The following is a 23,053-nucleotide window of genomic DNA, read 5'->3' on the forward strand; positions in this document are numbered from 1 at the left end:
CCCGCGCCCCCCCCCCCCCCCCCCCCCCCCCCCCCACCACCCTGTTCCTTACATCATCCGCACGCGGAAACGACGGCCCTTGATCTTGCCGGCTTCCAGCTTGGCCACGGCCTTGTTGGCCTGCTCACGGGCGATCGCCACGTAGGAGCGGGTCGGGAAGATCGCAATCTTGCCGATGAACTTGGCTGACAGGCCGGCGTCGCCGGTCAATGCGCCGAGAATGTCACCCGGGCGCAGCTTGTCGGTCTTGCCGCCATCGATGCGCAGCGTGCGCATCGATGCCTGCGGCAGCTCGGCCGGGCGCGCCGTCGCCAGCGGCGTCTTCTGCCAATCCAGCGGTTGCCCCATCTGTGCTTCGATGGCTTCGGCGCGGGTCTTCTCGCGGCCGGCCACCAGGCTGATCGCCAGGCCACTGGCACCGGCACGGCCGGTACGGCCCACGCGGTGCTGGTAGCTCTCCACGTCGGTCGGCAGCTCGTAGTTGATCACCGCGGCCAGCTCTTCCACGTCCAGGCCGCGCGCGGCCACGTCGCTGGCGACCAGCACGTTGCAGCTGCGGTTGGCCAGCAGCAGCAGCACTTCCTCGCGGTCGCGCTGCTCCATGTCGCCGTGCAGGGCCAGTGCCGAGAAGCCGAACTGCTGCAGCGAGTTCGCCACTTCGTCCACGTCCTTGCGGGTGTTGCAGAACACCACCGCCGATTCCGGCGTGTACTTCAGCAGCAGGCCGGCCAGCGCCTTCTGCCGGTGCGCCGGTTCCACTTCGCAGAACATATGGCGGATGGCCGGGGCCTGGTCGGCGCCTTCCACGGTCACTTCCACCGCGTCGCGCAGCAGGTCGCGTGCCATGGCACGGATGCTGTCGGGGAAGGTGGCCGAGAACAGCAGGCTCTGTCGATCCTTGTGGGTACGGCCGGCGATCTCGCGGATCGGTTCCTCGAAGCCCATGTCGAGCATGCGGTCGGCTTCGTCCAGCACCAGCGTGCGTACCGCACCCAGATTCAGCGCGCGCTTGCGTGCCAGCTCCTGCACGCGGCCGGGCGTGCCGACCACTACGTGCGGGTCGTGGCCTTCCAGCGACGCCAGCTGCGGGCCCAGCGGCACCCCACCGACCAGCAGCAGCAGCTTCAGGTTGGGGATGCCGGTAGCCAGCTTGCGGATCTGCTTGCCGACCTGGTCGGCCAGTTCGCGGGTCGGGCACAGCACCAGTGCCTGCACGCGGATCAGGCTGGGATCGATGGCCTGCAGCAGGCCCAGGCCGAAGGCGGCGGTCTTGCCGCTGCCGGTCGGCGCCTGTGCGATCACATCGCGGCCATCGAGGATGGCCGGCAGGCTCTGCGCCTGCACGGGGGTGAGGGTGGTGTAGCCGAGGGCATCCAGGCCGGGCTGCAGGGCCGGGCTCAGCGGCAGGGTCGAGAAGTCAGTCATGGCGCATTGTACCCGTCTGCGCGGCCGCTCCCTGCCACAGGGCCTTCATCCATGTGGGCGCCGACCTTGGTCGGCACGCTCTTGATCAGCCCAGCACCGCCAACACGCCCTGATGAATCGCCAGCCCCCCGAACAGCAGCCAGGCGAACAGGATCAGCGCCAGCAGCAGCGGCTTCAGGCCTGCCTGGCGCAGCGCCGAGACGTGGGTGGTCAGGCCCAGCGCGGCCATCGCCATCGCCAGCAGCACGGTATCCAGCTGCACCAGCCCGGCCTGCAGGCCCGCCGGCAGCAGATGCAGCGAGTTGAAACCGGCCACCGCCACGAAACCGAAGGCGAACCACGGCACCACGATGCGCGCCTTGCTGCCGTCGGCGCTGGCCTTGCCGCCACGCGCCAGCCACAGCGACAGCGCAACCAGGAACGGCGCCAGCAGCATCACCCGCACCATCTTGGTGATCACCGCCGTATCAGCCGCCGCTTCATTGACCGCACGGCCTGCCGCCACCACCTGTGCCACTTCATGCACCGTCGCACCGGTGAAAAGGCCGTACTGCCGCGCATCCATCGCCAGCCAGCCGTGCGACTGCACCAGGGCATACAGCGCCGGGTACAGGAACATCGCCAGCGTGCCGAACACCACCACCGTCGACACGGCCACCGTGACCTGTGCCGCGCGGCCACGCACCACGGGTTCGGCGGCCATCACCGCTGCCGCGCCGCAGATCGCGCTGCCAGCACCGATCAGCATCGCTGCCTCGCGCTCCATCTTGAACACGCGCACACCCAGCCAGCAGGCCAGGCCGAAGGTGCTGGCGACCACCAGCACGTCCATCAGCACGCCGCTGACGCCGACGTGGCCGATGTCCTGGAAGGTCAGGCGCAGGCCGTACAGCACGATGCCGGCGCGCAGCAGCCAGTGCTTGGAAAAGCCGACACCGGCCGCGCTGCTCGGCGCCAGCCGCGGGTAGAGGGTGTTGCCGATCACGATGCCGGCGACGATGGCCACGGTCAGCGCACTCAGGCCGTGTGCCTGCAGCCACGGCAGCTCGGCCAGGTACAGCGACGCCGCTGCGATCAGGCCGACCAGCAGCAGGCCGGGCAGGCGCGGCTGCCAGCGTTGGCGCAGGGCGGGCAGGGACCAGGGGGAGAGGGCGGGGGCGTTCATGGCACGGGCAGCGCTGGAGAGATGGGGCAAGCGTGCGCCTGAGACGATTACCTGTAAAACGAATAATATGGGTGAAACCTACCCATCAAGAAGGTAAGTGCCATGCGCCTGACCTTGCGCCAGCTGCAGGTCTTCGTCGCCATCGCCGATCACGGCAGCACTACCGCCGCCGGCCAGGCCATCGCGCTTTCGCAATCGGCCAGCAGCGCCGCCCTGCAGGAGTTGGAAGCCCACTTCGGCACCCCGCTGTTCGACCGCATCGGCCGCCGCCTGGCGCTGAACGGGCACGGCCGCGCGCTGCTGGAGCCTGCCCGCACGCTGCTGGTCAACGCCGCTGACCTGGAGCGGCAGCTGGCCGCCGGCGGCGACCCGTCGCAGGGCGCGCCGCTGCGGCTGGTGCTGGCGGCCAGTACCACCATCGGCAATTACCTGCTGCCGCCGCGCATTGCGGAACTGCTGCGCCAGGCGCCACAGGCCGAGGTCGATCTGCGCATCGACAACAGTGCCGGCGTTGTCGCCGCCGTGCAGCGCCTGGACGTCGACGCCGGCCTGATCGAAGGCCCGTGTCACGAGCGCGGCCTGCAGGTGACCGCCTGGCAGCAGGATCCGCTGGTGATCGTCGCCGCCGACGACGCTCCGCCGCGCTGGACGCTGGACGAACTGCGCCGCGCCCGCTGGCTGCTGCGCGAACCGGGTTCCGGTACCCGCGAAGCGGTGGAGCAGGCCCTGCTGCCGCATCTGCGAGGTTTCGCCCAGACCCTGCAGCTGGGCAATACCGAAGCGATCAAGCAGGCCGCGATCGCCGGCCTCGGCCTGGCCTGCCTCTCGCGCCACGCGCTGGAAGAGCCGCTGGCGCTGGGCCACCTGCGCGTGCTCGAGACCCCGCTGCCCGCCCTGCAGCGCACGCTGTGGCTGGTACGCCATCCGGGCAAGCAGTGGCTGCCGGGATTGCAGGCGTTGTTGGGGCAGGTGGAGTAATCCATCAGACCCCTAGTCGATTCTATCCATCGACAGTCCCTGCAGCGCTCATCCACGCATGGCGTGGATCTATCGTGTCGACCAAGGTCGACACCCACCAGAGCAGAATGCCGTTCCGACAGATCGCGGGAAACTGTCAGAGGCGGGGTGGTGTGGGTCTGCAGGACCGTTGGCGCCATGGATGGCGCCATCGAGCCCCCATGGATGGGTTTACGGCGTGTCCTGCAGACCCACACCGCCCCGCCATCCCACAGGAAACCAGCTTTGGCTGTTGCTTCGGCAGCAGCAGTGGCCGCTGCGGGTGCCGGGTGCAACCCGGCCGACGCCCCCAACCCGTACAATATCCGGATGCCTCTGATTACCCTACAGAACGTCGACTTCAGCGTCGGCGGCCCGTTGTTGCTGGAAAAAGCCGAACTGTCGATCGAGCCGGGCGAACGCATCGCCCTGATCGGCCGCAACGGCGCCGGCAAATCCACCCTGCTCAAGCTGCTGTCCGGCGACCACAAGCCCGATGACGGCGAAGTCCGCGTGCAGCAGGGCGTGCGCGTCACCCGCCTGGAGCAGGAAGTGCCGCACGGCGCCGCCGGCTCGGTGTTCGACGTCGTCGCCGATGGCCTCGGCGAGCTGGGCCAGTGGCTGGCCGAATTCCACCACCTCAGCCATGCCGAAGTCTTCGATGGCGAAGCCCTCGGCAACGTGCAGGCCAAGATCGATGCCGCCAACGGCTGGGGCCTGGACCAGCGCGTCAGCGAAACCCTGACCAAGCTCGACCTGGATGGCGAGGCCGAGTTCGGCCGCCTGTCCGGCGGCATGAAGCGCCGCGTGCTGCTCGCCCGCGCGCTGGTGTCCAGCCCCGATGTGCTGCTGCTGGACGAACCGACCAACCACCTGGACATCGAGGCCATCGACTGGCTCGAAGCGTTCCTGAAGGGCTGGAGCGGCAGCGTGGTGTTTGTCACCCATGACCGTCGATTCCTGCGTGCCCTGGCCACCCGCATCGTCGAGATCGACCGCGGCCAGGTCACCAGCTGGCCAGGCGACTGGGCCAACTACGAGCGCCGCCGCGAGGAACGCCTCAACGCGCAGGCGCAGGAAAACGCCCGCTTCGACAAGCTGCTGGCGCAGGAAGAAGTCTGGATCCGGCAGGGCATCAAGGCCCGTCGCACCCGCGACGAAGGCCGCGTGCGCCGCCTGAAGGCGATGCGCGTGGAGCGTTCGCAGCGCCGTGATCTCAGCGGCAACGTCAAGATGGAAGCCGCGCAGGGCATCAGCTCCGGCAAGAAGGTCATCGACGTCAAGGACATTTCGTTCGCCTTCGGCGAGCGCACCATGGTCCGCGATTTCACCACGACCATTCTGCGCGGCGACCGCATCGGCCTGATCGGCCCCAACGGCAGCGGCAAGACCACGCTGTTGAAGCTCCTGCTGGGCGAGCTGCAGCCGGCCAAGGGCGAAGTCAATGCCGGCACCAACCTGCAGATCGCGTATTTCGACCAGTACCGCGCGGTGCTCCGCGAAGACTGGAGCGCGATCGAGAACGTCGCCGAAGGCCGCGATTTCCTCGAGTTCAACGGCAAGCGCAAGCACGTGCATGCCTACCTGCAGGACTTCATGTTCACCCCGGAACGTGCGCGTGCGCCGATTACCCGCCTGTCCGGTGGCGAGCGCAACCGCCTGCTGCTGGCCAAGCTGTTCGCGCAGCCGTCCAACCTGCTGGTGATGGACGAACCGACCAACGACCTGGACGTGGAAACCCTGGAGCTGCTGGAAGAGCTGCTGGGCGAATACACCGGCACCCTGCTGCTGGTCAGCCACGACCGTGACTTCATCGACAACGTGGTCACCTCCACGCTGGTGATGGAGGGCGATGGCGTGATCGGCGAGTACGTGGGCGGTTACAGCGACTGGCAGCGTTATGCGGCCAGCATCGCAGCGCCTGCCGCGGCCCCTGCGGCCAAGCCGGCGGCCGCTGCGCCGGCCACCCCGGCTACCGCAGCTCCGGCCGCACCCAAGCGCAAGCTGGCCTACAAGGAAGCGCGCGAACTGGAGCAGCTGCCGAAGACCATCGAGAAGCTGGAAGGCGATGTCGAAGGCCTGACCTCGGCGATGAACGACCCGTCGTTCTACACCCGCAGCAGTGCTGAAGTGACGGCGCACACCCAACAGCTGGCCAAGGTGCAGGCCGAACTGGATGCCGCTTACGCGCGCTGGGAAGAGCTGGAAGGCTGAGCGTTGACCGGCGCCAGCGATCGCGCCGATTGATGTAGAGCCGAGCCCACGCTCGGCTCAGCAGATCCACGCCATGCGTGGATATCCGGAATCTGTGCGGACCAACGGTCCGCACCTACCAACCGACGGTCCGCACCGACCGGGGGGCCGGCCGTCATTTGACCCCGTGCAGATCCCGCAACTGGCTCGGCCGGCTACCGAAATACGCGGCCAGATCGGCGATGTCCTGATCGCTCAGGTCCTTCGCCTGCGGCGTCATCAGCGCATGCTGGCGGTCACCGGCGCGGTAGGCCTGGAGCGCGTGCGCCAGGTAGTCACCGTACTGCCCACCCAGCTTCGGGTAGGTCGGATCGATCGGCGCATTGCCGTCGGCCCCGTGGCAGTCGATGCAGCTCTGGTTGGTGGCCTTGCCCTTCACCTTGGCGCGGGCTTCACCGGCGGCCTCGCGGCCTGCGGGCAGGCCGGCCGAAGACGAAGAGCCGTGTTCGCCGCTGGCGTGGCCCGGGTCGGCGGCGGATTTTTCGCTGTTTTCCACCTGCGACTGTGAACAGGCGGCCAGCAGCAGGGCAACGGACAGGGCGATGGCGTGACGCATCGGATGCGCGGCTTTCGACATGGGCGGGCCTTACTTGACGGTGGACAGGTAAACAGAGAGATCGGCGATCTCCTGTTCGCTGAAACTCATCGACTGTGCCTGCATCGTCGGATGCCGGCGCTTGCCCTGGCGGTACTCGGCCAGGGCCTGGGCCAGGTACTGCTGGGTCTGGCCGCCGATCTTCGGCACCCGGTAGCTGGGGTAGGCGTTCTTGTAGCCGGTGATGCCGTGGCACCCCTGGCAGGTGTAGGCCAGCACGCGGCCATTGTCGAAGTTGCCGGTGGGCGCGGCAGGCGCCGGCGCGGCGGCAGGAGCCGGGGCCGGAGCGGGTGTGGCAGGAGCAGGAGCGGGCTGTGCGGCGGCCCCAAGGGGCAGGAGGACGGCCAGAGCGAGACAAGCGGCGAGCGGCTGCGGGCGCATGGTGTCGTTTCCGGGGATTCGGGTCTGGTCGTTCCGGCGTGGGGTACGGAACGCCCCGAGTATAGCCTCAGGTTTCATCTAGCTGAAATGGGGTCGGGCCGACCAGCGGCGTGAAGACACCATGACCTTTGGGATATGGTGTTGCCGTGAAGTGGTGCATTACTTTGCTACCACACCTGTCCACGCATCCTCCAGGGACCTGACGATGTCGCACCCAACCTTCCTGTCCGGCCGTCGCAGCGGAATCTGCGCTGCCGCACTGCTGATCTCCACCTCCCTGCTGCTGGGCGGTTGCGCCGCAGGGCCCAATTCCGAAGCCAAGGCCGCCGACACCAAGGAGGAGAAGAAGGTCGATGCGGTCCCGGTCGAAGTGGCCGTGGCCAGCCATCGCGCGGTCGCGGCCAGTTACACAGGCACCGCCGCGCTGGAACCACGCGCCGAGTCGCAGGTGGTGGCCAAGACCTCCGGTGTGGCGCTGGCGGTGCTGGTCGAGGAAGGCCAGCGGGTCACCGCCGGCCAGCCGCTGGTGCGCCTGGACCCGGACCGCGCACGCTTGGCCGTAGCCCAGAGCGAAGCGCAGATGCGCAAGCTGGAGAACAACTACCAGCGTGCACAGAAACTGGTTGGTCAGCAGATGGTCAGTGCGGCCGATGTCGACCAGCTGCGTTTCGACCTGGAGAACGTCCGCGCGCAGTACCGCCTGGCCACGCTGGAACTGTCCTATACCACGGTGGTGGCGCCGATCTCCGGCGTGATCGCCTCGCGCTCGATCAAGACCGGCAACTTCGTCCAGATCAACACGCCGATCTTCCGCATCGTCGACAACTCGCGCCTGGAAGCCACCCTCAACGTGCCCGAGCGCGAGCTGGCCACGTTGCGCGCCGGTCAGCCGGTAACCCTGGCCGCCGACGCGTTGCCGGGCCAGAGCTTCACCGGCACCGTCGACCGCATCGCGCCGGTGGTGGATTCGGGCAGCGGCACGTTTCGCGTGGTCAGTGCCTTCGATGGCGCCGCGCACGCGCTGCAGCCCGGCATGTTCGGGCGCATCCGCATCGATTACGACCAGCGTGCCGATGCGCTCGTGGTGCCGCGCCTGGCGCTGCTCGACGACGGTGAGCCGGCGGTGTTCCGGGTGCGCGAAGGCAAGGTCGCACGCGTTCCGGTCAAGCTGGGTTACGCCGAGGGCCCGTGGGTGGAGATCCGTGATGGCCTGGCGGCCGGTGATCAGGTGGTCACCGCCGGCAAGGTCGCGCTGCGCGATGGCACCGCAGTGCAGGTGATCGCTGATCCGAAGGCAAAGGCGAAGACGGTCGCAGCGGCCGCCAAGCCGGCAGACAAGGCCGGGAGCAAGCAATGACCGCCCCGGGCCACGACCACGGTGCCTCGCCGGCGAGCGACGGCGCCGCCGCCGGCATGCGCGGCGGCCTGGTGGAATTCGCCACCCGCCGCCGCGTGACCATCGCCATGTGCACGGTCACCCTGCTGCTGTTCGGCCTGATCGCGCTGGGCAACCTCAAGGTCAACCTGCTGCCCGACCTGAGCTACCCGACGCTGACCGTACGCACCGAGTACACCGGTGCGGCGCCGACCGAAATCGAAACCCTGATCACCCAGCCGGTCGAAGAAGCGGTGGGCGTGGTCAAGAACCTGCGCAAGCTGAAGTCGGTCTCGCGCACTGGCCAGAGCGACGTGGTGCTGGAGTTCGCCTGGGGCACCAACATGGACCAGGCCAGCCTGGAGGTGCGCGACAAGATGGAAGCGCTGAACCTGCCACTGGAGGCCAAGGCCCCGGTGCTGCTGCGCTTCAATCCGTCCACCGAACCGATCATGCGTCTGGTGCTGTCGAGCAAGGACGCGCCAGCCACCGATGCCGATGCGATCCGCGAGCTGACCGGCCTGCGCCGCTATGCCGATGAAGACCTGAAGAAGAAGCTGGAGCCGGTCACCGGCGTCGCAGCGGTCAAGGTCGGCGGTGGCCTGGAAGACGAGATCCAGGTCGACATCGACCAGCAGAAGCTGGCGCAGCTGAACCTGCCGATCGACACCGTCATCAAGCGCCTGAAGGACGAGAACATCAACATCTCCGGCGGTCGCCTGGAGGAGGGTTCGCAGCGCTTCCTGGTGCGCACCGTCAACCAGTTCGCCGACCTGGAGGAAATCCGCAACCTGCTGGTCACCACTCAGGGCTCGAACGGCAGCGCGGCCGACTCGGCGTTGCAGCAGATGTTCAACATCGCCGCGTCGACCGGGTCGGCGGCCGCCATCGCGGCGGCGTCGGCGGCACAGAGCGCATCGTCCGGTAGTGGCTCCAGCGTGGTCGCCAACGGCGTGCCGGTGCGCCTGAAGGACGTGGCCACCGTGCGCCAGGGCTACAAGGAGCGTGAAGCGGTGATCCGCTTGGGCGGCAAGGAATCGGTGGAACTGGCGATCTACAAGGAAGGCGACGCCAATACCGTGTCCACCGCCGAAGCGCTGCGCAAGCGCCTGGAGCAGATCAAGGGCACGTTCCCGTCCGATGTCGAAATGACCACCATCGAGGACCAGTCGCGCTTCATCGAGCACGCCATCGCCGACGTCAAGAAGGATGCGGTGATCGGTGGCCTGCTGGCGATCCTGATCATCTTCCTGTTCCTGCGCGATGGCTGGAGCACCTTCGTGATCAGCCTGTCGTTGCCGGTCTCGATCATCGCCACGTTCTTCTTCATGGGCCAGCTCGGCCTCAGCTTGAACGTGATGTCGCTGGGCGGCCTGGCGCTGGCCACCGGCCTGGTGGTGGACGACTCGATCGTGGTGCTGGAGAGCATTGCCAAGGCGCGCGAACGCGGCCTGGGCATCCTGCAGGCGGCGATCGTCGGTACCCGCGAAGTGAGCATGGCCGTGGTCGCCTCGACCCTGACCACCATCGCGGTGTTCCTGCCGCTGGTGTTCGTCGATGGCATCGCCGGCCAGCTGTTCCGCGACCAGGCAATGACCGTGGCGATCGCCATTGCGATCTCGCTGCTGGTGTCGATGACCCTGATCCCGATGCTGAGCTCGCTGAAGGGACGGCCGCCGCTGGCGTTCCCGGAAGAGGCACCGAACGAACCGTGGCAGCCGCAGAACCGTTGGCAGAAGCCGGTGGCGCTGGGGCGCCGTGGTGCCGTGGCGACCGCGCGCTGGAGCTTCTATGCACTGGCCTGGCTGGTCGTGCGGGCGTGGCGTGGCGTGGTGGCGGTGGTTGGCCCGGTGATGCGCAAGGCCAGCGATCTGGCGATGAAGCCCTATGCCGGTGCCGAGCGCGGCTACCTGCGCCTGCTGCCGAGCGCGCTGGCCCATCCGGGCAAGGTGCTGGGCGTGGCCACGATCATCTTCGTGGCGACCATGGCGCTGGTGCCGATGCTTGGTGCCGACCTGATCCCGCAGCTGGCGCAGGACCGTTTCGAAATGACGGTGAAGCTGCCGGCCGGCACGCCGCTGAAGCAGACCGATGCGCTGGTGCGCGAGCTGCAGCTGGCCCACGGCAACGGCGAGGGCGTGGCCTCGCTGTATGGCGTCAGCGGCAGCGGCACCCGCCTGGATGCCAGCCCGACCGAGAGCGGCGAGAACATCGGCAAGCTGACCGTGGTGATGGAAGGCGGCGGCAACGCGCGTACCGAGGCGGAGATCACCGAGCGCCTGCGTGACACCATGGGCCAGCATCCGGGTGCACAGGTCGACTTCGCGCGCCCGGCGTTGTTCAGCTTCTCCACGCCGCTGGAAATCGAGCTGCGTGGGCAGGACATGGCGACGCTGGAAGTGGCCGGCCAGCGCCTGGCGGCAATGCTGCGCGGCAACGCGCACTACGCCGACGTGAAGTCCACGGTTGAAGAGGGCTTCCCGGAAATCCAGATCCGCTTCGACCAGGAACGTGCCGGTGCGCTGGGCCTGACCACCCGCCAGATCGCCGACGTGGTGGTGAAGAAGGTGCGCGGCGACGTGGCGACCCGCTACAGCTTCCGCGACCGCAAGATCGACGTGCTGGTGCGTGCCCAGGAAGGCGACCGTGCCAGCGTGGAGAGCATCCGCCGGCTGATCGTCAATCCGGGCAGTACCCGTCCGGTGACGCTGGACGCGGTGGCCGACGTGGTCGCCACCACTGGTCCCAGCGAGATCCATCGCGCTGACCAGACCCGGGTGGCTGTCGTGTCGGCCAACCTGCGCGATATCGATCTGGGCGCGGCCATGCGCGAAGTGCAGCAGATGGTGGCCGAGCAGCCGCTGGGCGCGGGTGTCGGCCTGCACATCGGTGGCCAGGGTGAGGAGCTGGCGCAGGCGGCGAAGTCGCTGATCTTCGCCTTCGGCCTGGCCATCTTCCTGGTCTACCTGGTGATGGCCTCGCAGTTCGAATCGCTCCTGCACCCGTTCGTGATCCTGTTCACCATCCCGCTGGCGCTGGTCGGTGCCATCCTGGCGCTGGCACTGACCGGCAAGCCCATCTCGGTGGTGGTGTTCATCGGCCTGATCCTGCTGGTCGGCCTGGTCACCAAGAACGCGATCATCCTGATCGACAAGGTCAACCAGCTGCGCGAGGCCGGCGTGGCCAAGCATGAGGCCCTGGTGGAAGGGGCACGTTCGCGCCTGCGGCCGATCATCATGACCACGCTGTGCACGCTGTTCGGCTTCCTGCCGCTGGCGGTGGCGATGGGCGAGGGCGCTGAAGTGCGTGCGCCGATGGCCATCACCGTGATCGGTGGCCTGCTGGTGTCGACCCTGCTCACCCTGCTGGTGATCCCGGTGGTGTACGACCTGATGGATCGCCGCGGTGATGCCTACTACCGCGAGCGTGGCCGCAAGCACGCCGGCGAGATCGAGCCGGGTGCAGCAGGCAGCGCGGCGGGTGTGGAGGAGCCGGCATGAGTGTTGCCGAGTTCTCCATCCGCCGTCCGGTCACCACCATCATGTGTTTCGTGTCACTGGTGGTGATCGGCCTGATCGCCTCGTTCCGGCTGCCGTTGGAAGCGCTGCCGGACATCTCCGCGCCGTTCCTGTTCGTGCAGATCCCGTACACCGGTTCAACCCCGGAGGAAGTGGAGCGGACCATCATCCGCCCGGTGGAGGAATCGCTGGCGACGATGACCGGCATCAAGCGGATGCGCTCGTCGGCGACCTCCGAGGCGGCGCTGATCTTCATCGAGTTCAGCGACTGGGACCGGGACATTGCCATCGCCGCGTCCGATGCACGCGAGCGCATCGATGCGATCCGCAGCGACCTGCCCGATGACCTGCAGCGCTACAACGTGTTCAAGTGGTCCAGCAGCGACCAGCCGGTGCTGAAGGTGCGCCTGGCCAGCACCACCGACCTGACCACCGCTTACGACATGCTCGACCGCGAGTTCAAGCGGCGCATCGAGCGCATCCCCGGCGTGGCCCGCGTCGACATCACCGGCGCGCCGCCGAACGAGGTGGAGATCGCCATCGATCCGAACCGGCTCAACGCGCATGGGTTGAGCATCAACGAGCTGAGCGAGCGCCTGCGCACGCTGAACTTCTCGATCTCGGCCGGCCAGATCGACGACAACGGCCAGCGCGTGCGCGTGCAGCCGGTGGGCGAGATCACCGACCTGCAGGAAATGCGCGACCTGGTGATCAACGCCAAGGGCCTGCGCCTGGGCGACATCGCCGACGTGCGCCTGAAGCCGGCGCGGATGAACTACGGGCGCCGCCTGGACGGCAACCCGGCCGTCGGCCTGGACATCTTCAAGGAGCGCAGCGCCAACCTGGTGGAGGTGTCGCGCGCGGCGCTGGCTGAAGTCGAGTCGATCCGTGCCGAAGCATCGATGCGCGACGTGCAGATCAAGGTGATCGACAACCAGGGCAGGGCGGTGACCTCCTCGCTGCTGGAACTGGCCGAGGCCGGTGCGGTCGGCCTGATCCTGTCGATCACGGTGCTGTTCTTCTTCCTGCGCCATTGGCCGTCCACGCTGATGGTGACCCTGGCCATTCCGATCTGCTTCACCATCACCCTGGGTTTCATGTACTTCGTCGGGGTGACGCTGAACATCCTGACCATGATGGGCCTGCTGTTGGCGGTGGGCATGCTGGTCGACAACGCCGTGGTGGTGGTGGAGAGCATCTACCAGGAGCGCGAGCGCATGCCGGGACAGCCGCGCCTGGCCTCGATCATCGGCACCCGCAACGTGGCCATCGCGCTCAGCGCTGGCACCTTGTGCCACTGCATCGTGTTCGTGCCGAACCTGTTCGGCGAGACCAACAACATCAGCATCTTCATGGCGCAGATCGCGATCACCATCTCGGTCTCGCTGCTGGCCTCGTGGCTGGTCGCGGTCAGCCTGATCCCGATGCTGTCCGCGCGCATGGCCACGCCCAAGCTGGTGCACTCGCAGACCGGCCTGATCGCGCGGCTGCAGCGCCGCTACGCCAGGCTGCTGGACTGGTCGCTGCACCATCGCGGCTGGAGCCTGCTCGGCATCGTGCTGGTGGTGCTGGTCAGCCTGGTGCCGATGAAGCTGACCAAGGTCGACATGTTCGGCGGTGATGGCGGCAAGGACATCTTCATCGGCTACATGTGGAAGGGCGCCTATACCTATCGGCAGATGTCCGAGGAGGTGGCGCGCGTGGAGAACTGGATCGACGCCAACCGCGAGCGCCTGCACGTCAAGCAGGTGTACTCCTGGTACAGCGAGCAGGAAGGCAGCTCGACCGTGGTCACCCTGGACGAGAAGTACGCCAAGGACATCAAGGCGCTGCAGGAAGAGCTGCGCAAGGGCCTGCCGAAGTCGGCCCGCACCGACTACTTCGTCGGCAACCAGGGCGGTGATGGCGGCGGTGGCGGCAACCAGGGCGTGCAGGTGCAGCTGGTGGGCGACTCCAGTTCGATGCTGCAGGAGATCGGCCAGGAAGTGGTGCCGCTGCTGGCCCAGCGTGCCGAGCTGCGCGATGTGCGCATCGACAATGGTGAGAAGGGCGGCGAGCTGAAGGTGCGCGTTGACCGCGAGCGTGCTGCGGCGTTCGGTTTCAATGCCGAGCAGGTGGCCAGCTTCGTCGGCCTGGCCCTGCGTGGTGCACCGATGCGCGAGTTCCGCCGTGGTGACAACGAAGTGCCGGTGTGGGTGCGTTTCGCGGGTGCCGAGCAGAGCAGCCCGGAAGACCTGGCCGGTTTCAGCGTGCGCACCGGCGACGGCCGCAGCGTGCCACTGCTGAGCCTGGTCACCGTTGACGTCGGTTCGTCGGCCACCCAGATCGGCCGCACCAACCGCCAGACCACGCTGACCATCAAGGCCAACCTGGCCGAGAAGGTCACCGCGCCGGATGGCCGCAAGGCGATGGAGTCGGTGCTCAAGCCGATGAATTTCCCGGCCGGCTATGGCTTCACCTTCGATGGCGGCGACTACGGCAACGATGACGAAGCCATGCAGCAGATGGTGTTCAACCTGCTGATCGCGCTGGTGATGATCTACGTGGTGATGGCAGCGGTGTTCGAGTCGCTGCTGTTCCCGGCGGCGATCATGAGCGGCGTGCTGTTCTCGATCTTCGGCGTGTTCTGGCTGTTCTGGATCACCGGCACCTCGTTCGGGATCATGTCCTTCATCGGCATCCTTGTGCTGATGGGGGTGGTGGTGAACAACGGCATCGTGATGATCGAACACATCAACAACCTGCGGCGCGGCGGCATGGGCCGAACGCAGGCACTGGTTGAAGGCTCGCGCGAGCGCCTACGCCCGATCATGATGACCATGGGTACGGCGATCCTGGCGATGGTGCCGATCTCGCTGACCAACACGCAGATGTTCGGCAATGGTCCGGAGTACGCGCCGATGGCGCGCGCGATTGCCGGCGGCCTGGCGTTCTCGACCGTGGTCAGCCTCCTGTTCCTGCCGACCATCTATGCAGTGCTGGATGACCTGCGCAGTGCGGTGACGCGGCTGATCCGCCGCGCGCGAGGTGTGGAGAGGGTAGAGCCGGGCGCTGCCCGGCTGTAATGCGCGACAACGTGTTGTGGTGTGGGGGAGGCCGGTCGTAGTGGGGCGGCCTCCCCCTTTTTTTGGCTTGAGTCAGGCTTTGCGCAGGAACCAGGTCCGGCGCGTGTACTCGTGACCGAAATCCACCTGCCCGAATCGCGCGATCTCACGCTGACCACGCCTGTAATAGCGCCAAGGCGCTTTGGCCAGCGGAGGGGTTTGCCCGTAGAAAACATCCATGTGACCCACGGGCATCGACTTCGGGGTCACGTGCATGACCACGCTGCGGCGGGTTCCGGCAGAGGGATGCGGGGCGCCGCCATGGAACAGCTGCGGGTGCCAGACGATCACATCGCCTGGCTGCACGTGCACCGACTGCGGCTTCAGGCCAGCGTCTTCGCACTGGCGCGCCACCGCATCCTGATAGGCGGCCCAGCCCTCCGGCGACATGGCGCTGATCGGGCCGTCGCCGAAGACTTCGCGTCGCAGTGCCTGCACATCGATGGGCGGCAACAGGTGGCTACCCGGAACCACGCGCAGGGGGCCATTGCTTTCGTCAACCGCATCCAGCGCGGTCCATACCCCCATGTAGCGCTCGCCCGGGGACGTGCAGAACACTGGCGTATCGCGATGCAATGACTGCTCCGATCCGCGCTCGTAGTAGAGGCTGGTGTAGAGCGTGGTCGGTTCGCCGAGGAAGCGATCGCAGACGTCGATGGCCGGGTTGTCAGTGAGCAGGCGGGTCATCGCATCCACCGCCAGGTGCAGGTTGACGACCCGATACATGCGCTGGTGGTCGTCCAGGTTGCGCGAGACCGCCTTTGGATTGCGCTGTTTGAAGCGCGAGATGCGCTCGTTGATGTCCCTGACCAGTGCGGGTGCGATGGCCTGTCGCACCACCACGAAGCCATCGCGCATCAGCGCATCGTATGCATCCATTGGACTGTTCCTTCCTTAAATGCGGAGTATAGCTACGTGTGGCGGGACGTTACCCCGCCACCTTGCCCCACACCTTGAACGTGGTCAGCCACAGGCCGAGCATGCTGCCGATGTTGGTCAGCATGAACGTCAGCACCACGCGCGTGACCCGATTGCGGTACCAGCCCTTCAGGCTCTGCGCGTCGTCGCGCAGCTTGAGGAAGTCCTCATACGCCGGCTTGCGCAGGCGCGCTTCCACCAAGGCCGAGAATGCGCCGGTCGGGATGCTCAGGCGGAACGGCTTGAACGGGGCCACCGCGATCGCGGTGAGGATGCTCAGCGGGTGACCGCCTGCCAGCAGGCAGCCCAGGCCCGCCAAGCCGCCGGTAAACATCGCCCAGGTCGCCAGCAGTTCGGTACCCACGCCCAGCCCGCCGCGGTAGAAGCCCACGCCGATGCCGGTCGCCACGATGGCCAGGATGCCCAGCGTGAACCACGGAATGTTGCGCTTCTTCGGTACCGCCTCCAGCTCGGCGCGCAGCGGTGCCGGTGCCTCGGTGTCGGTTTCCAGGTGGCGTGCCAGGCCTGCAAGGTGACCTGCACCCACAACCGCCAGCACTTCGCGCTGCTGCGGGTCGTGTTCCTCGCGCAGGCGCGTGGCCATGTAGCGGTCGCGCTCGCCGATGATGGTCTCGTACAGTGCCGGGCTCTCGCTGGCGAACTCGCCGAAGCTCGATTCCAGCATGTCGCCCTGCTTGAGCTTCTCGATCTCGTTCTCGCCCACTTCCTCGGACGAGAACAGGCCGGCGCCGAGACCGGCAACCAGCTTCAGCTTGCCGAAGAAGCCCAGCCGTTGCGACGCACGACGGAAGGTCAGGCCGACCTCGCGGTCGATCAGGTGCACCGGCAGGTTGCGCTCGCGGGCCAGCTCCACCGCGCGCTTCAGCTCGGCACCGGGCTCGATGTCGAGCTGTTCGGCCAGGCGGCGCTGGTAGGCGGACAGGGCCAGGTTGGCGGCGAACAGGGCGACGCGGCCCTTGCGGATCACCTCGACCAGGTCGAGCTTGGCCAGCGTATCCGGGTCGCTCAGCGCCTGCAGGCGCTGCGGGTCCAGTTCAACGGCAACGGCATCGAAGCGGCCGCTGTCGATGGCTTTCTCCACTGCTTCGACGCTGGCGCGCGAAACGTGGGCGGTGCCCAGCAGGGTGTAGCGCACGCCGTCGCGTTCGACGACGCGCACCGGCTGGCCGGCGAACAGATCGTCGCCGGTCTCGGGAAGGGTTTCGGTCATGGGTTCATTCATTGAAAGGTGCGGTTTCGGCGCCATCGCCGAGCGCGCGCTGCATCTGCACGGTGTCCAGCCAGCGGCCATGCTTGCGGCCGAGGCCACGGAACACGCCCACCAGCTCGAAGCCGAAGCGTTCGTGCAGCTTGATCGAGGCGGTGTTGGTCGGTTCGCCGATCACGGCCACCATCTGCCGGTAGCCACGCGCCACGCAGGCATCGATCAGGGCCTGCAGCAGGCTGGTGCCGACGCCCTTGCCCTGGAACGCGGCATCGACGTAGACCGAGTTCTCCACGGTCCACTGGTAGGCAATGCGGGTGCGATAGGTGTTGGCATAGGCATAGCCAGCCACCTGGCCGTCGATCTCGGCGACCAGGTAGGGGAAGCCACGATCAATGATGTCGCGCATGCGGCGCAGCATCTCGGTCGCGTCCGGGATGTCGTACTCGTAGGTGTTGACGAAATCGGTCACTTCCACCGCGTAGATTGCGGTGATCGCGTCGATGTCGGCCGGGCCGGCATCACGGATGAGGACGGCCATGCGCGGGCTCCGGCTCAGTCGATGTAGCGCTTGAGCAGGTCGCCGTATGCATCGATGCGGCGATCACGCAGGAACGGCCAGATGCGGCGCACATGCTCGCTGCGCTGCAGGTCGACGTCGCACAGCAGCACGGTGGCCTCGGTGCCGGCCTCGGCCAGGAACTCGCCCTGCGGGCCGAGCACGTGGCTGTTGCCCCAGAACTGGATGCCCGACGCGCCCAGCGGCGACGCCTCGTGGCCGACGCGGTTGCAGCTCAGCACCGGCAGGCCGTTGGCCACGGCGTGGCCACGGTGGCTCAGCACCCAGGCGTCGCGCTGGCGGGTCTTCTCGTCCTGCACGTCGTCCGGGTCCCAGCCGATCGCGGTCGGGTAGAGCAGCAGCTCGGCGCCGGCCAGCGCCATCAGGCGTGCCGCTTCCGGGTACCACTGGTCCCAGCACACCAGCACGCCCAGGCGGCCCACCGACGTATCGATCGGCTTGAAGCCGATGTCGCCCGGGGTGAAGTAGAACTTCTCGTAGAAGCCCGGGTCGTCCGGGATGTGCATCTTGCGGTACTTGCCGAGCAGGGTGCCGTCCTTTTCGAACACCACCGCAGTGTTGTGGTACAGGCCGGCGGCGCGGCGCTCGAACAGCGAGCCGACCAGCACTACGCCATGCTGCTTCGCCAGCGCGCCCAGGCGCTCGGTGCTCGGTCCGGGAATCGGCTCGGCCAGGTCGAACTCGTCCACCGACTCGTGCTGGCAGAAGTACGGACCGTTGTGCAGTTCCTGCAGCAGCACCAGCTTGGCACCCTGCGCAGCCGCCTCGGCCACGCGTGCTTCGATCACCGCCAGGTTGGCGGCGGCGTCACCGTGGTTGCGCTCCTGGATCAGGGCGACGGTAAGGGGGCTGCGCGAGTTCATGCGGGGCGTTCCTGCGGGAGAAAACCTGCATGTTAGCGCGGATGGGCGGCCGCAGCGTGTTGCGCGCTGAATGGCGTCCGCACACGGTAGCGCCGGGCCATGCCCGGCGGATTTTCAGGTCGTCGCTGCGCTCGCCGGGCTTGGCCCGGCGCTACCGGTCCGGCTTATGCCTTCAACAGCCCTTCCGGCAGCTGCATGGTGATGCAGTGCAGGCTGCCGTTCTGCCAGATCAGCGAGCGGCAGGGCACCTGCACGATCTCGCGGCCCGGATGGGCCTGGGCCAGCACGTCGCGGGCCAGGTCATCAGCCGGATCGCCGTAGGCCGGCATCAGCACCGCGCCGTTGATGATCAGGTAATTCGCGTACGACGCCGCCAGGCGGCGGCCTTCGTCGATCACCGGCTGTGCCCACGGCAGCGGGAACAGGCGGTACGGCTGGCCGTCCTTGGTGCGCAGCGCGGCCAGTTCGTTGCCCATCGCCTGCAGTTCGGCGTAGTGCGAGTCGCTCGCGTCGTCGCAGGCCTGGTAGACGATGCTGTCAGGCGAGGCGAAACGGGCCAGGGTGTCGATGTGGGCGTCGGTGTCGTCGCCTTCCAGGTAGCCGTGGTCCAGCCACAGCACGCGGTCCTGCTGCAGCCAGTTGGCCAGGTCGGCGCTCAGGCTGGCGCGGTCGCGGTCCGGGTGGCGCTCGTGCAGGCACTTCCAGGTGGTCAACAGGGTGCCTTCGCCATCGGTCTCGATGCCGCCGCCTTCCAGCGCGAACGGGATGCTGCGCACCGGCGCGTCGTTGAACACGCCGGCCTGGTCCAGCACGCCCACCAGCTGGTCATCCAGGGTGGCGTCGAACTTGCCGCCCCAGCCGGTGAAGCGGAAATCCAGCAGCTGGAAACCGCCATCGGCACGGCGCAGGGTGATCGGGCCGGAGTCACGCAGCCAGGTATCGTCGTAGGCCGCCGTGGTGAAGTGGACCTTGTCCATGTCGATGCGGTTGGAGCGCAGCCGCATCTCGGCGTAGGTCTCCACATCGTCGTCGGCCACGCAGATCAGCACCGGCTGGAAGCGGGTGATGGCCGCGACCAGGGCGATGTAGGTCTCTTCCACCTGGCCCAGGCGGTCAGCCCAGTCGGTATCGGCGGTGGGCCAGGCAATCAGGACGCCGCTCTGGGCTTCCCACTCGGCAGGAAAACGAAGGGTCTGGTTCATGGTCTCGCTACACAGGCCCGCCCACGGCGGGTAAGGGGATCAGCGGATCGGCGGTTTCGGGCCGATTTCGTTCGGGTCCGCCTGGTTGGCCACCACGTCGATCACCTTCTGCTTCTCGAAGTAGACGGTGAACTGCGGGTACACCCAGCGGTTGATGGTCGGCCATTGCCGCTTCTGCCCGCCACGCGGCTGCAGCTGCTCGCTCGGCGCGCCGAACTGCGCCTGCACCTGCTGCATGCTCTGGCCGCGCACGGGCAGGGCACCGGCCGGCTTCTCGCGGGCGCGGTCGACAAGCAGGGTATCGGCCAGCGCCGGCGTGGCGGCGGCCAGGGTGGCCATCACGGCCAGGGCGGACAGGTAACGCTTCATCTCGATCTACTCCCCAGTGGTCAAGAAAGGCGATTACAGCAAAAACGGCAGGAAAAAGCCGCATAAACAAAAAACCGCCCGAAGGCGGTTTCTTGCATCGGGTCGGCCCCGCGTAGGGCCAGCCGCAGCCGGAAGGCTGTGAGGCTTAGCGCTGACGCGCCTTGAAACGCGGGTTCGACTTGCAGATGACGAAGATCTTGCCGCGACGACGGACGACCTTGCAGTCGCGGTGACGGGCCTTCGCCGACTTCAGGGAGGACAGGACTTTCATGGCATACCTCGGCGTAAACAGTAGTTGTTCGGGTGGAGCGTGGCCGCGATATGCGAAAGACAATCGGCAGTTGACGCTCGTTCAAGCCCGCCATTCTACCGGGCTTTTCCTCGTGGTTTCAAGTGGTTGCACAAAAGACCCCGCTGGGGGCGTCTGGCAGGGGCTAGAATGACCCCTTCACACGCTCTGGGACCCCCATGAATCCACTCGCTCCCGTCCTGACCATCGACGGCCCATCCGGGGCCGGCAAGGGTACCATCAGCCGCATCATCGCGCGCCGCATGGGCTGGCATTACCTGGATTCGGGTGCGCTGTACCGGGCGGTGGGCGTGGCCGCAAGCTGGGCCGACATCGACACCTCCGACGCCTCGGCGCTGGTGCGCTGCACCTTCGATACCCATGTTCAGTTTGTCGAGCAGGGCGATGCCATGCGGGTCATGGTCAACGGCACCGATGCCACCGACGAGCTGCGCCTGGAGACCACCGGCGCCCTGGCCTCTGCCATCGCCGCCATCCCCGAGGTCCGGGCCGCCCTGAAGGAGCGGCAGCGCGCATTCAGGGAGCTGCCGGGCCTGGTCGCCGACGGCCGCGACATGGGCACGGTGATCTTCCCGGATGCCCCCCACAAGGTCTTCCTGACCGCCAGCGCCGAGGAGCGCGCCGAGCGCCGGCATAAGCAGTTGAAAGACAAGGGGGTTTCTGTTAACTTTGATGACCTCCTGCGCGAGATCATGGCCCGCGACGCCCGTGATGCCCAGCGTACCGTGGCGCCCCTGAAGCCGGCAGACGATGCTGTCCTCATCGACACCACAGGCATCGGCATCGATGATGTCGTTGCCCGAGTGATGGATCTGCTTCCGGTTCCGGCTGCCTGATCCGTTCGCGCGGGAGCACTGCCAGCCGCATCGGCAGTGGTCGCGCAAAGCAGTGCTGTACCCGCTCCGTCGCGCACTGATGCGTGGCGGTTTTCCTACTACACACGACCTGCGTTCCCGGGGTCGACCAACAGGCGGGCGGTCGCCATTCCCCTGAAGGGGACGCCACCGACCCATGTGTCCAACAGAGTAAATCTAATGACCGAATCATTTGCCGAACTGTTTGAAGCCAGCCAGGCCAACCTGGCCAAGCTGAAGCCGGGCGCCATCGTCAGCGGTACCGTTGTTGAAGTCCGCGGCGACGTCGTGGTGATCAACGCTGGCCTGAAGTCCGAAGGCATCGTGCCGATCGAACAGTTCCGTAACGACGCTGGCGAAATCGACGTCGCCGAAGGCGACATCGTCAAGGTCGCCCTCGACTCGATCGAGAACGGCTTCGGCGAAACCGTCCTGTCGCGCGAGAAGGCCAAGCGCGCGATGGTGTGGGACGAGCTGGAAGAAGCGTTGGAAAAGAACGAAACCATCACCGGCCGCATCAGCGGCAAGGTCAAGGGTGGTTTCACCGTGGACATCAAGGATGTCCGCGCCTTCCTGCCGGGTTCCCTGGTCGATGTGCGCCCGGTGCGCGATCCGGCCTACCTGGAAGGCAAGGAGCTCGAGTTCAAGCTCATCAAGCTGGACCGCAAGCGTAACAACGTCGTGGTCTCGCGCCGCGCTGTCGTCGAAAGCGAGCACTCGGAAGAGCGCGAGCAGCTGATGGACAAGCTGCAGGAAGGCGCGATCCTGAAGGGTGTCGTCAAGAACCTGACCGATTACGGCGCGTTCGTGGACCTGGGCGGTATCGACGGCCTGCTGCACATCACCGACATGGCGTGGAAGCGCGTGCGTCACCCGTCGGAAGTCGTGAACGTCGGCGACGAGCTGGACGTTCGCGTGCTGAAGTTCGACCGCGAGCGCAACCGCGTTTCGCTGGGCCTGAAGCAGCTGGGCGAGGATCCGTGGGACAACATCGGCCGTCGTTACCCGGCCAACAGCCGCGTCTTCGGCAAGGTCTCCAACGTCACCGATTACGGTGCGTTCGTTGAGATCGAGCCGGGCGTCGAAGGCCTGGTGCACGTCTCGGAGATGGATTGGACCAACAAGAACGTCAACCCGTCCAAGGTTGTGCAGGTTGGTGATGAAGTCGAAGTGATGGTGCTGGACGTCGATGAAGAGCGTCGCCGCATCTCGCTGGGCATGAAGCAGGTTGCCGCCAACCCGTGGGAAACCTTCGCTGCCACCCACAAGAAGGGTGACAAGGTGTCGGGCCAGATCAAGTCGATCACCGACTTCGGCATCTTCATCGGCCTGGACGGCGGCATCGACGGCCTGGTCCACCTGTCCGACATCAGCTGGAACACCACCGGCGAAGACGTCGTTCGCAACTTCAAGAAGGGCGATACCCTGGACGCCGTCGTCCTGGCTGTCGATCCGGAGCGCGAGCGCATCTCCCTGGGCGTGAAGCAGCTGGAGCAGGATCCGTTCGGCCAGTACATGGCTGCCAATCCGAAGGGCTCCAAGGTCGAAGGCGTGGTGAAGGAAGTCGACGCCAAGGGCGCGATCATCGAGCTGGCTGACGGCATCGAAGGTTACGTCTCGGCCCGCGACATCGCCAACGAGCGCGTTGACGACGCCACCCAGCACCTGAAGGTCGGCGACAAGGTCGAAGCCAAGTTCGTGGGCATGGACCGCAAGGGCCGTACCCTGCAGCTGTCGATCAAGGCCAAGGACGACGCGGAAATGCGCGAAGTGCTGGAGGAATACCAGTCCTCTTCGGCTTCCAGCGGCACCACCCAGCTGGGCGCACTGCTGCGTGCACAGCTGAACGGCAACAAGTCCGAGTAATCGGCCTTAGGCTGTTCGTTGTTTCCTGGACGGGGGGGGGGGCGGGGGGGGGGG

At 66.9% G+C, this 23,053-nt stretch carries 17 protein-coding genes and 1 pseudogene; 7 read left to right on the plus strand and 11 right to left on the minus strand.

Going from position 1 to position 23,053, the window contains the following annotated elements; translation table 11 throughout:
• Positions 1–48: 48 nt before the first annotated feature.
• Together dbpA and O0J15_RS16280 are read right to left on the minus strand one after the other, a co-directional pair.
• Positions 49–1,425 (minus strand): ATP-dependent RNA helicase DbpA, encoded by a 1,377-nt coding sequence (dbpA, locus tag O0J15_RS16275; RefSeq protein ID WP_019661285.1) that lies wholly within the window; start codon positions 1,423–1,425, stop codon positions 49–51.
• 85 nt (positions 1,426–1,510) lie between these two features.
• Positions 1,511–2,590 (minus strand): YeiH family protein, encoded by a 1,080-nt coding sequence (locus tag O0J15_RS16280; RefSeq protein WP_010484545.1) that lies wholly within the window; start codon positions 2,588–2,590, stop codon positions 1,511–1,513.
• A 102-nt stretch (positions 2,591–2,692) separates the two neighbouring features.
• Between O0J15_RS16280 and O0J15_RS16285 the strand changes: the two genes are divergently transcribed.
• Both O0J15_RS16285 and O0J15_RS16290 read left to right on the plus strand, forming a co-directional pair.
• A complete protein-coding gene (locus O0J15_RS16285; protein WP_164145318.1) occupies positions 2,693–3,568 on the plus strand; it encodes a LysR family transcriptional regulator in 876 nt (291 codons plus the stop codon).
• A 348-nt stretch (positions 3,569–3,916) separates the two neighbouring features.
• The gene (locus O0J15_RS16290; RefSeq protein ID WP_019661288.1) at positions 3,917–5,800 is read left to right on the plus strand and encodes an ATP-binding cassette domain-containing protein; all 1,884 of its coding nucleotides are present in this window, start codon (positions 3,917–3,919) and stop codon (positions 5,798–5,800) included.
• 154 nt (positions 5,801–5,954) lie between these two features.
• Here the strand turns inward: O0J15_RS16290 and O0J15_RS16295 are convergent, their stop codons facing one another.
• Positions 5,955–6,416, minus strand: a complete 462-nt coding sequence (locus O0J15_RS16295) for a cytochrome c (protein ID WP_005416218.1) — start codon at positions 6,414–6,416, stop codon at positions 5,955–5,957.
• Between the two features lie 9 nt (positions 6,417–6,425).
• Complete coding sequence (locus tag O0J15_RS16300) at positions 6,426–6,815, minus strand: c-type cytochrome (protein ID WP_134735397.1); 390 nt, start codon at positions 6,813–6,815, stop codon at positions 6,426–6,428.
• 205 nt (positions 6,816–7,020) lie between these two features.
• Between O0J15_RS16300 and O0J15_RS16305 the strand changes: the two genes are divergently transcribed.
• The 3 genes and pseudogenes from O0J15_RS16305 (at position 7,021) to O0J15_RS16315 (ending at position 14,773) form a co-directional block, all read left to right on the plus strand.
• Complete coding sequence (locus tag O0J15_RS16305) at positions 7,021–8,172, plus strand: efflux RND transporter periplasmic adaptor subunit (protein WP_227854296.1); 1,152 nt, start codon at positions 7,021–7,023, stop codon at positions 8,170–8,172.
• A gap of 62 nt (positions 8,173–8,234) precedes the next feature.
• Positions 8,235–11,690 (plus strand): annotated as a pseudogene (locus tag O0J15_RS16310) (efflux RND transporter permease subunit); the annotation flags it as partial.
• The gene (locus O0J15_RS16315; protein ID WP_134730487.1) at positions 11,687–14,773 is read left to right on the plus strand and encodes an efflux RND transporter permease subunit; all 3,087 of its coding nucleotides are present in this window, start codon (positions 11,687–11,689) and stop codon (positions 14,771–14,773) included. The pseudogene O0J15_RS16310 and the gene O0J15_RS16315, both read left to right, overlap by 4 nt.
• Positions 14,774–14,845: 72 nt before the next feature.
• Here the strand turns inward: O0J15_RS16315 and O0J15_RS16320 are convergent, their stop codons facing one another.
• The 7 genes from O0J15_RS16320 to ykgO form a co-directional block, all read right to left on the minus strand.
• On the minus strand, positions 14,846–15,691 hold the full coding sequence (locus tag O0J15_RS16320) for a phytanoyl-CoA dioxygenase family protein (protein ID WP_021204154.1): 846 nt from the start codon (positions 15,689–15,691) through the stop codon (positions 14,846–14,848).
• A gap of 49 nt (positions 15,692–15,740) precedes the next feature.
• Positions 15,741–16,973, minus strand: coding sequence for a TraB/GumN family protein (locus O0J15_RS16325; RefSeq protein ID WP_308305954.1), 1,233 nt, complete (start codon positions 16,971–16,973; stop codon positions 15,741–15,743).
• The gene (locus O0J15_RS16330) at positions 16,966–17,496 is read right to left on the minus strand and encodes a GNAT family N-acetyltransferase (RefSeq protein WP_134735395.1); all 531 of its coding nucleotides are present in this window, start codon (positions 17,494–17,496) and stop codon (positions 16,966–16,968) included. The genes O0J15_RS16325 and O0J15_RS16330 overlap by 8 nt, the downstream gene beginning before the upstream one ends.
• A 14-nt stretch (positions 17,497–17,510) precedes the next feature.
• Positions 17,511–18,398, minus strand: a complete 888-nt coding sequence (locus tag O0J15_RS16335; protein WP_032960744.1) for a carbon-nitrogen hydrolase — start codon at positions 18,396–18,398, stop codon at positions 17,511–17,513.
• 164 nt (positions 18,399–18,562) lie between these two features.
• Complete coding sequence (locus tag O0J15_RS16340; protein WP_308305955.1) at positions 18,563–19,600, minus strand: agmatine deiminase family protein; 1,038 nt, start codon at positions 19,598–19,600, stop codon at positions 18,563–18,565.
• A gap of 39 nt (positions 19,601–19,639) precedes the next feature.
• Positions 19,640–19,969 carry a hypothetical protein gene (locus O0J15_RS16345; RefSeq protein WP_005416228.1) on the minus strand — a complete coding sequence of 110 codons (330 nt, stop codon included), beginning with the start codon at positions 19,967–19,969 and terminating at the stop codon, positions 19,640–19,642.
• 145 nt (positions 19,970–20,114) lie between these two features.
• Positions 20,115–20,240 (minus strand): type B 50S ribosomal protein L36, encoded by a 126-nt coding sequence (gene ykgO / locus O0J15_RS16350; protein WP_005409283.1) that lies wholly within the window; start codon positions 20,238–20,240, stop codon positions 20,115–20,117.
• 197 nt (positions 20,241–20,437) lie between these two features.
• Here ykgO and cmk point away from each other — a divergent pair, with 197 nt between their 5' ends.
• Together cmk and rpsA are read left to right on the plus strand one after the other, a co-directional pair.
• A complete protein-coding gene (gene cmk, locus O0J15_RS16355; RefSeq protein ID WP_019661298.1) occupies positions 20,438–21,115 on the plus strand; it encodes a (d)CMP kinase in 678 nt (225 codons plus the stop codon).
• Between the two features lie 198 nt (positions 21,116–21,313).
• A complete protein-coding gene (gene rpsA / locus O0J15_RS16360) occupies positions 21,314–22,999 on the plus strand; it encodes a 30S ribosomal protein S1 (protein WP_005416230.1) in 1,686 nt (561 codons plus the stop codon).
• The last annotated feature ends 54 nt before the right edge of the window (positions 23,000–23,053 follow it).

The sequence above is a fragment of the Stenotrophomonas sp. Sm10 genome (assembly GCF_030985515.1).
In the GTDB taxonomy this organism is placed as follows: Bacteria; Pseudomonadota; Gammaproteobacteria; order Xanthomonadales; family Xanthomonadaceae; genus Stenotrophomonas; species Stenotrophomonas hibiscicola.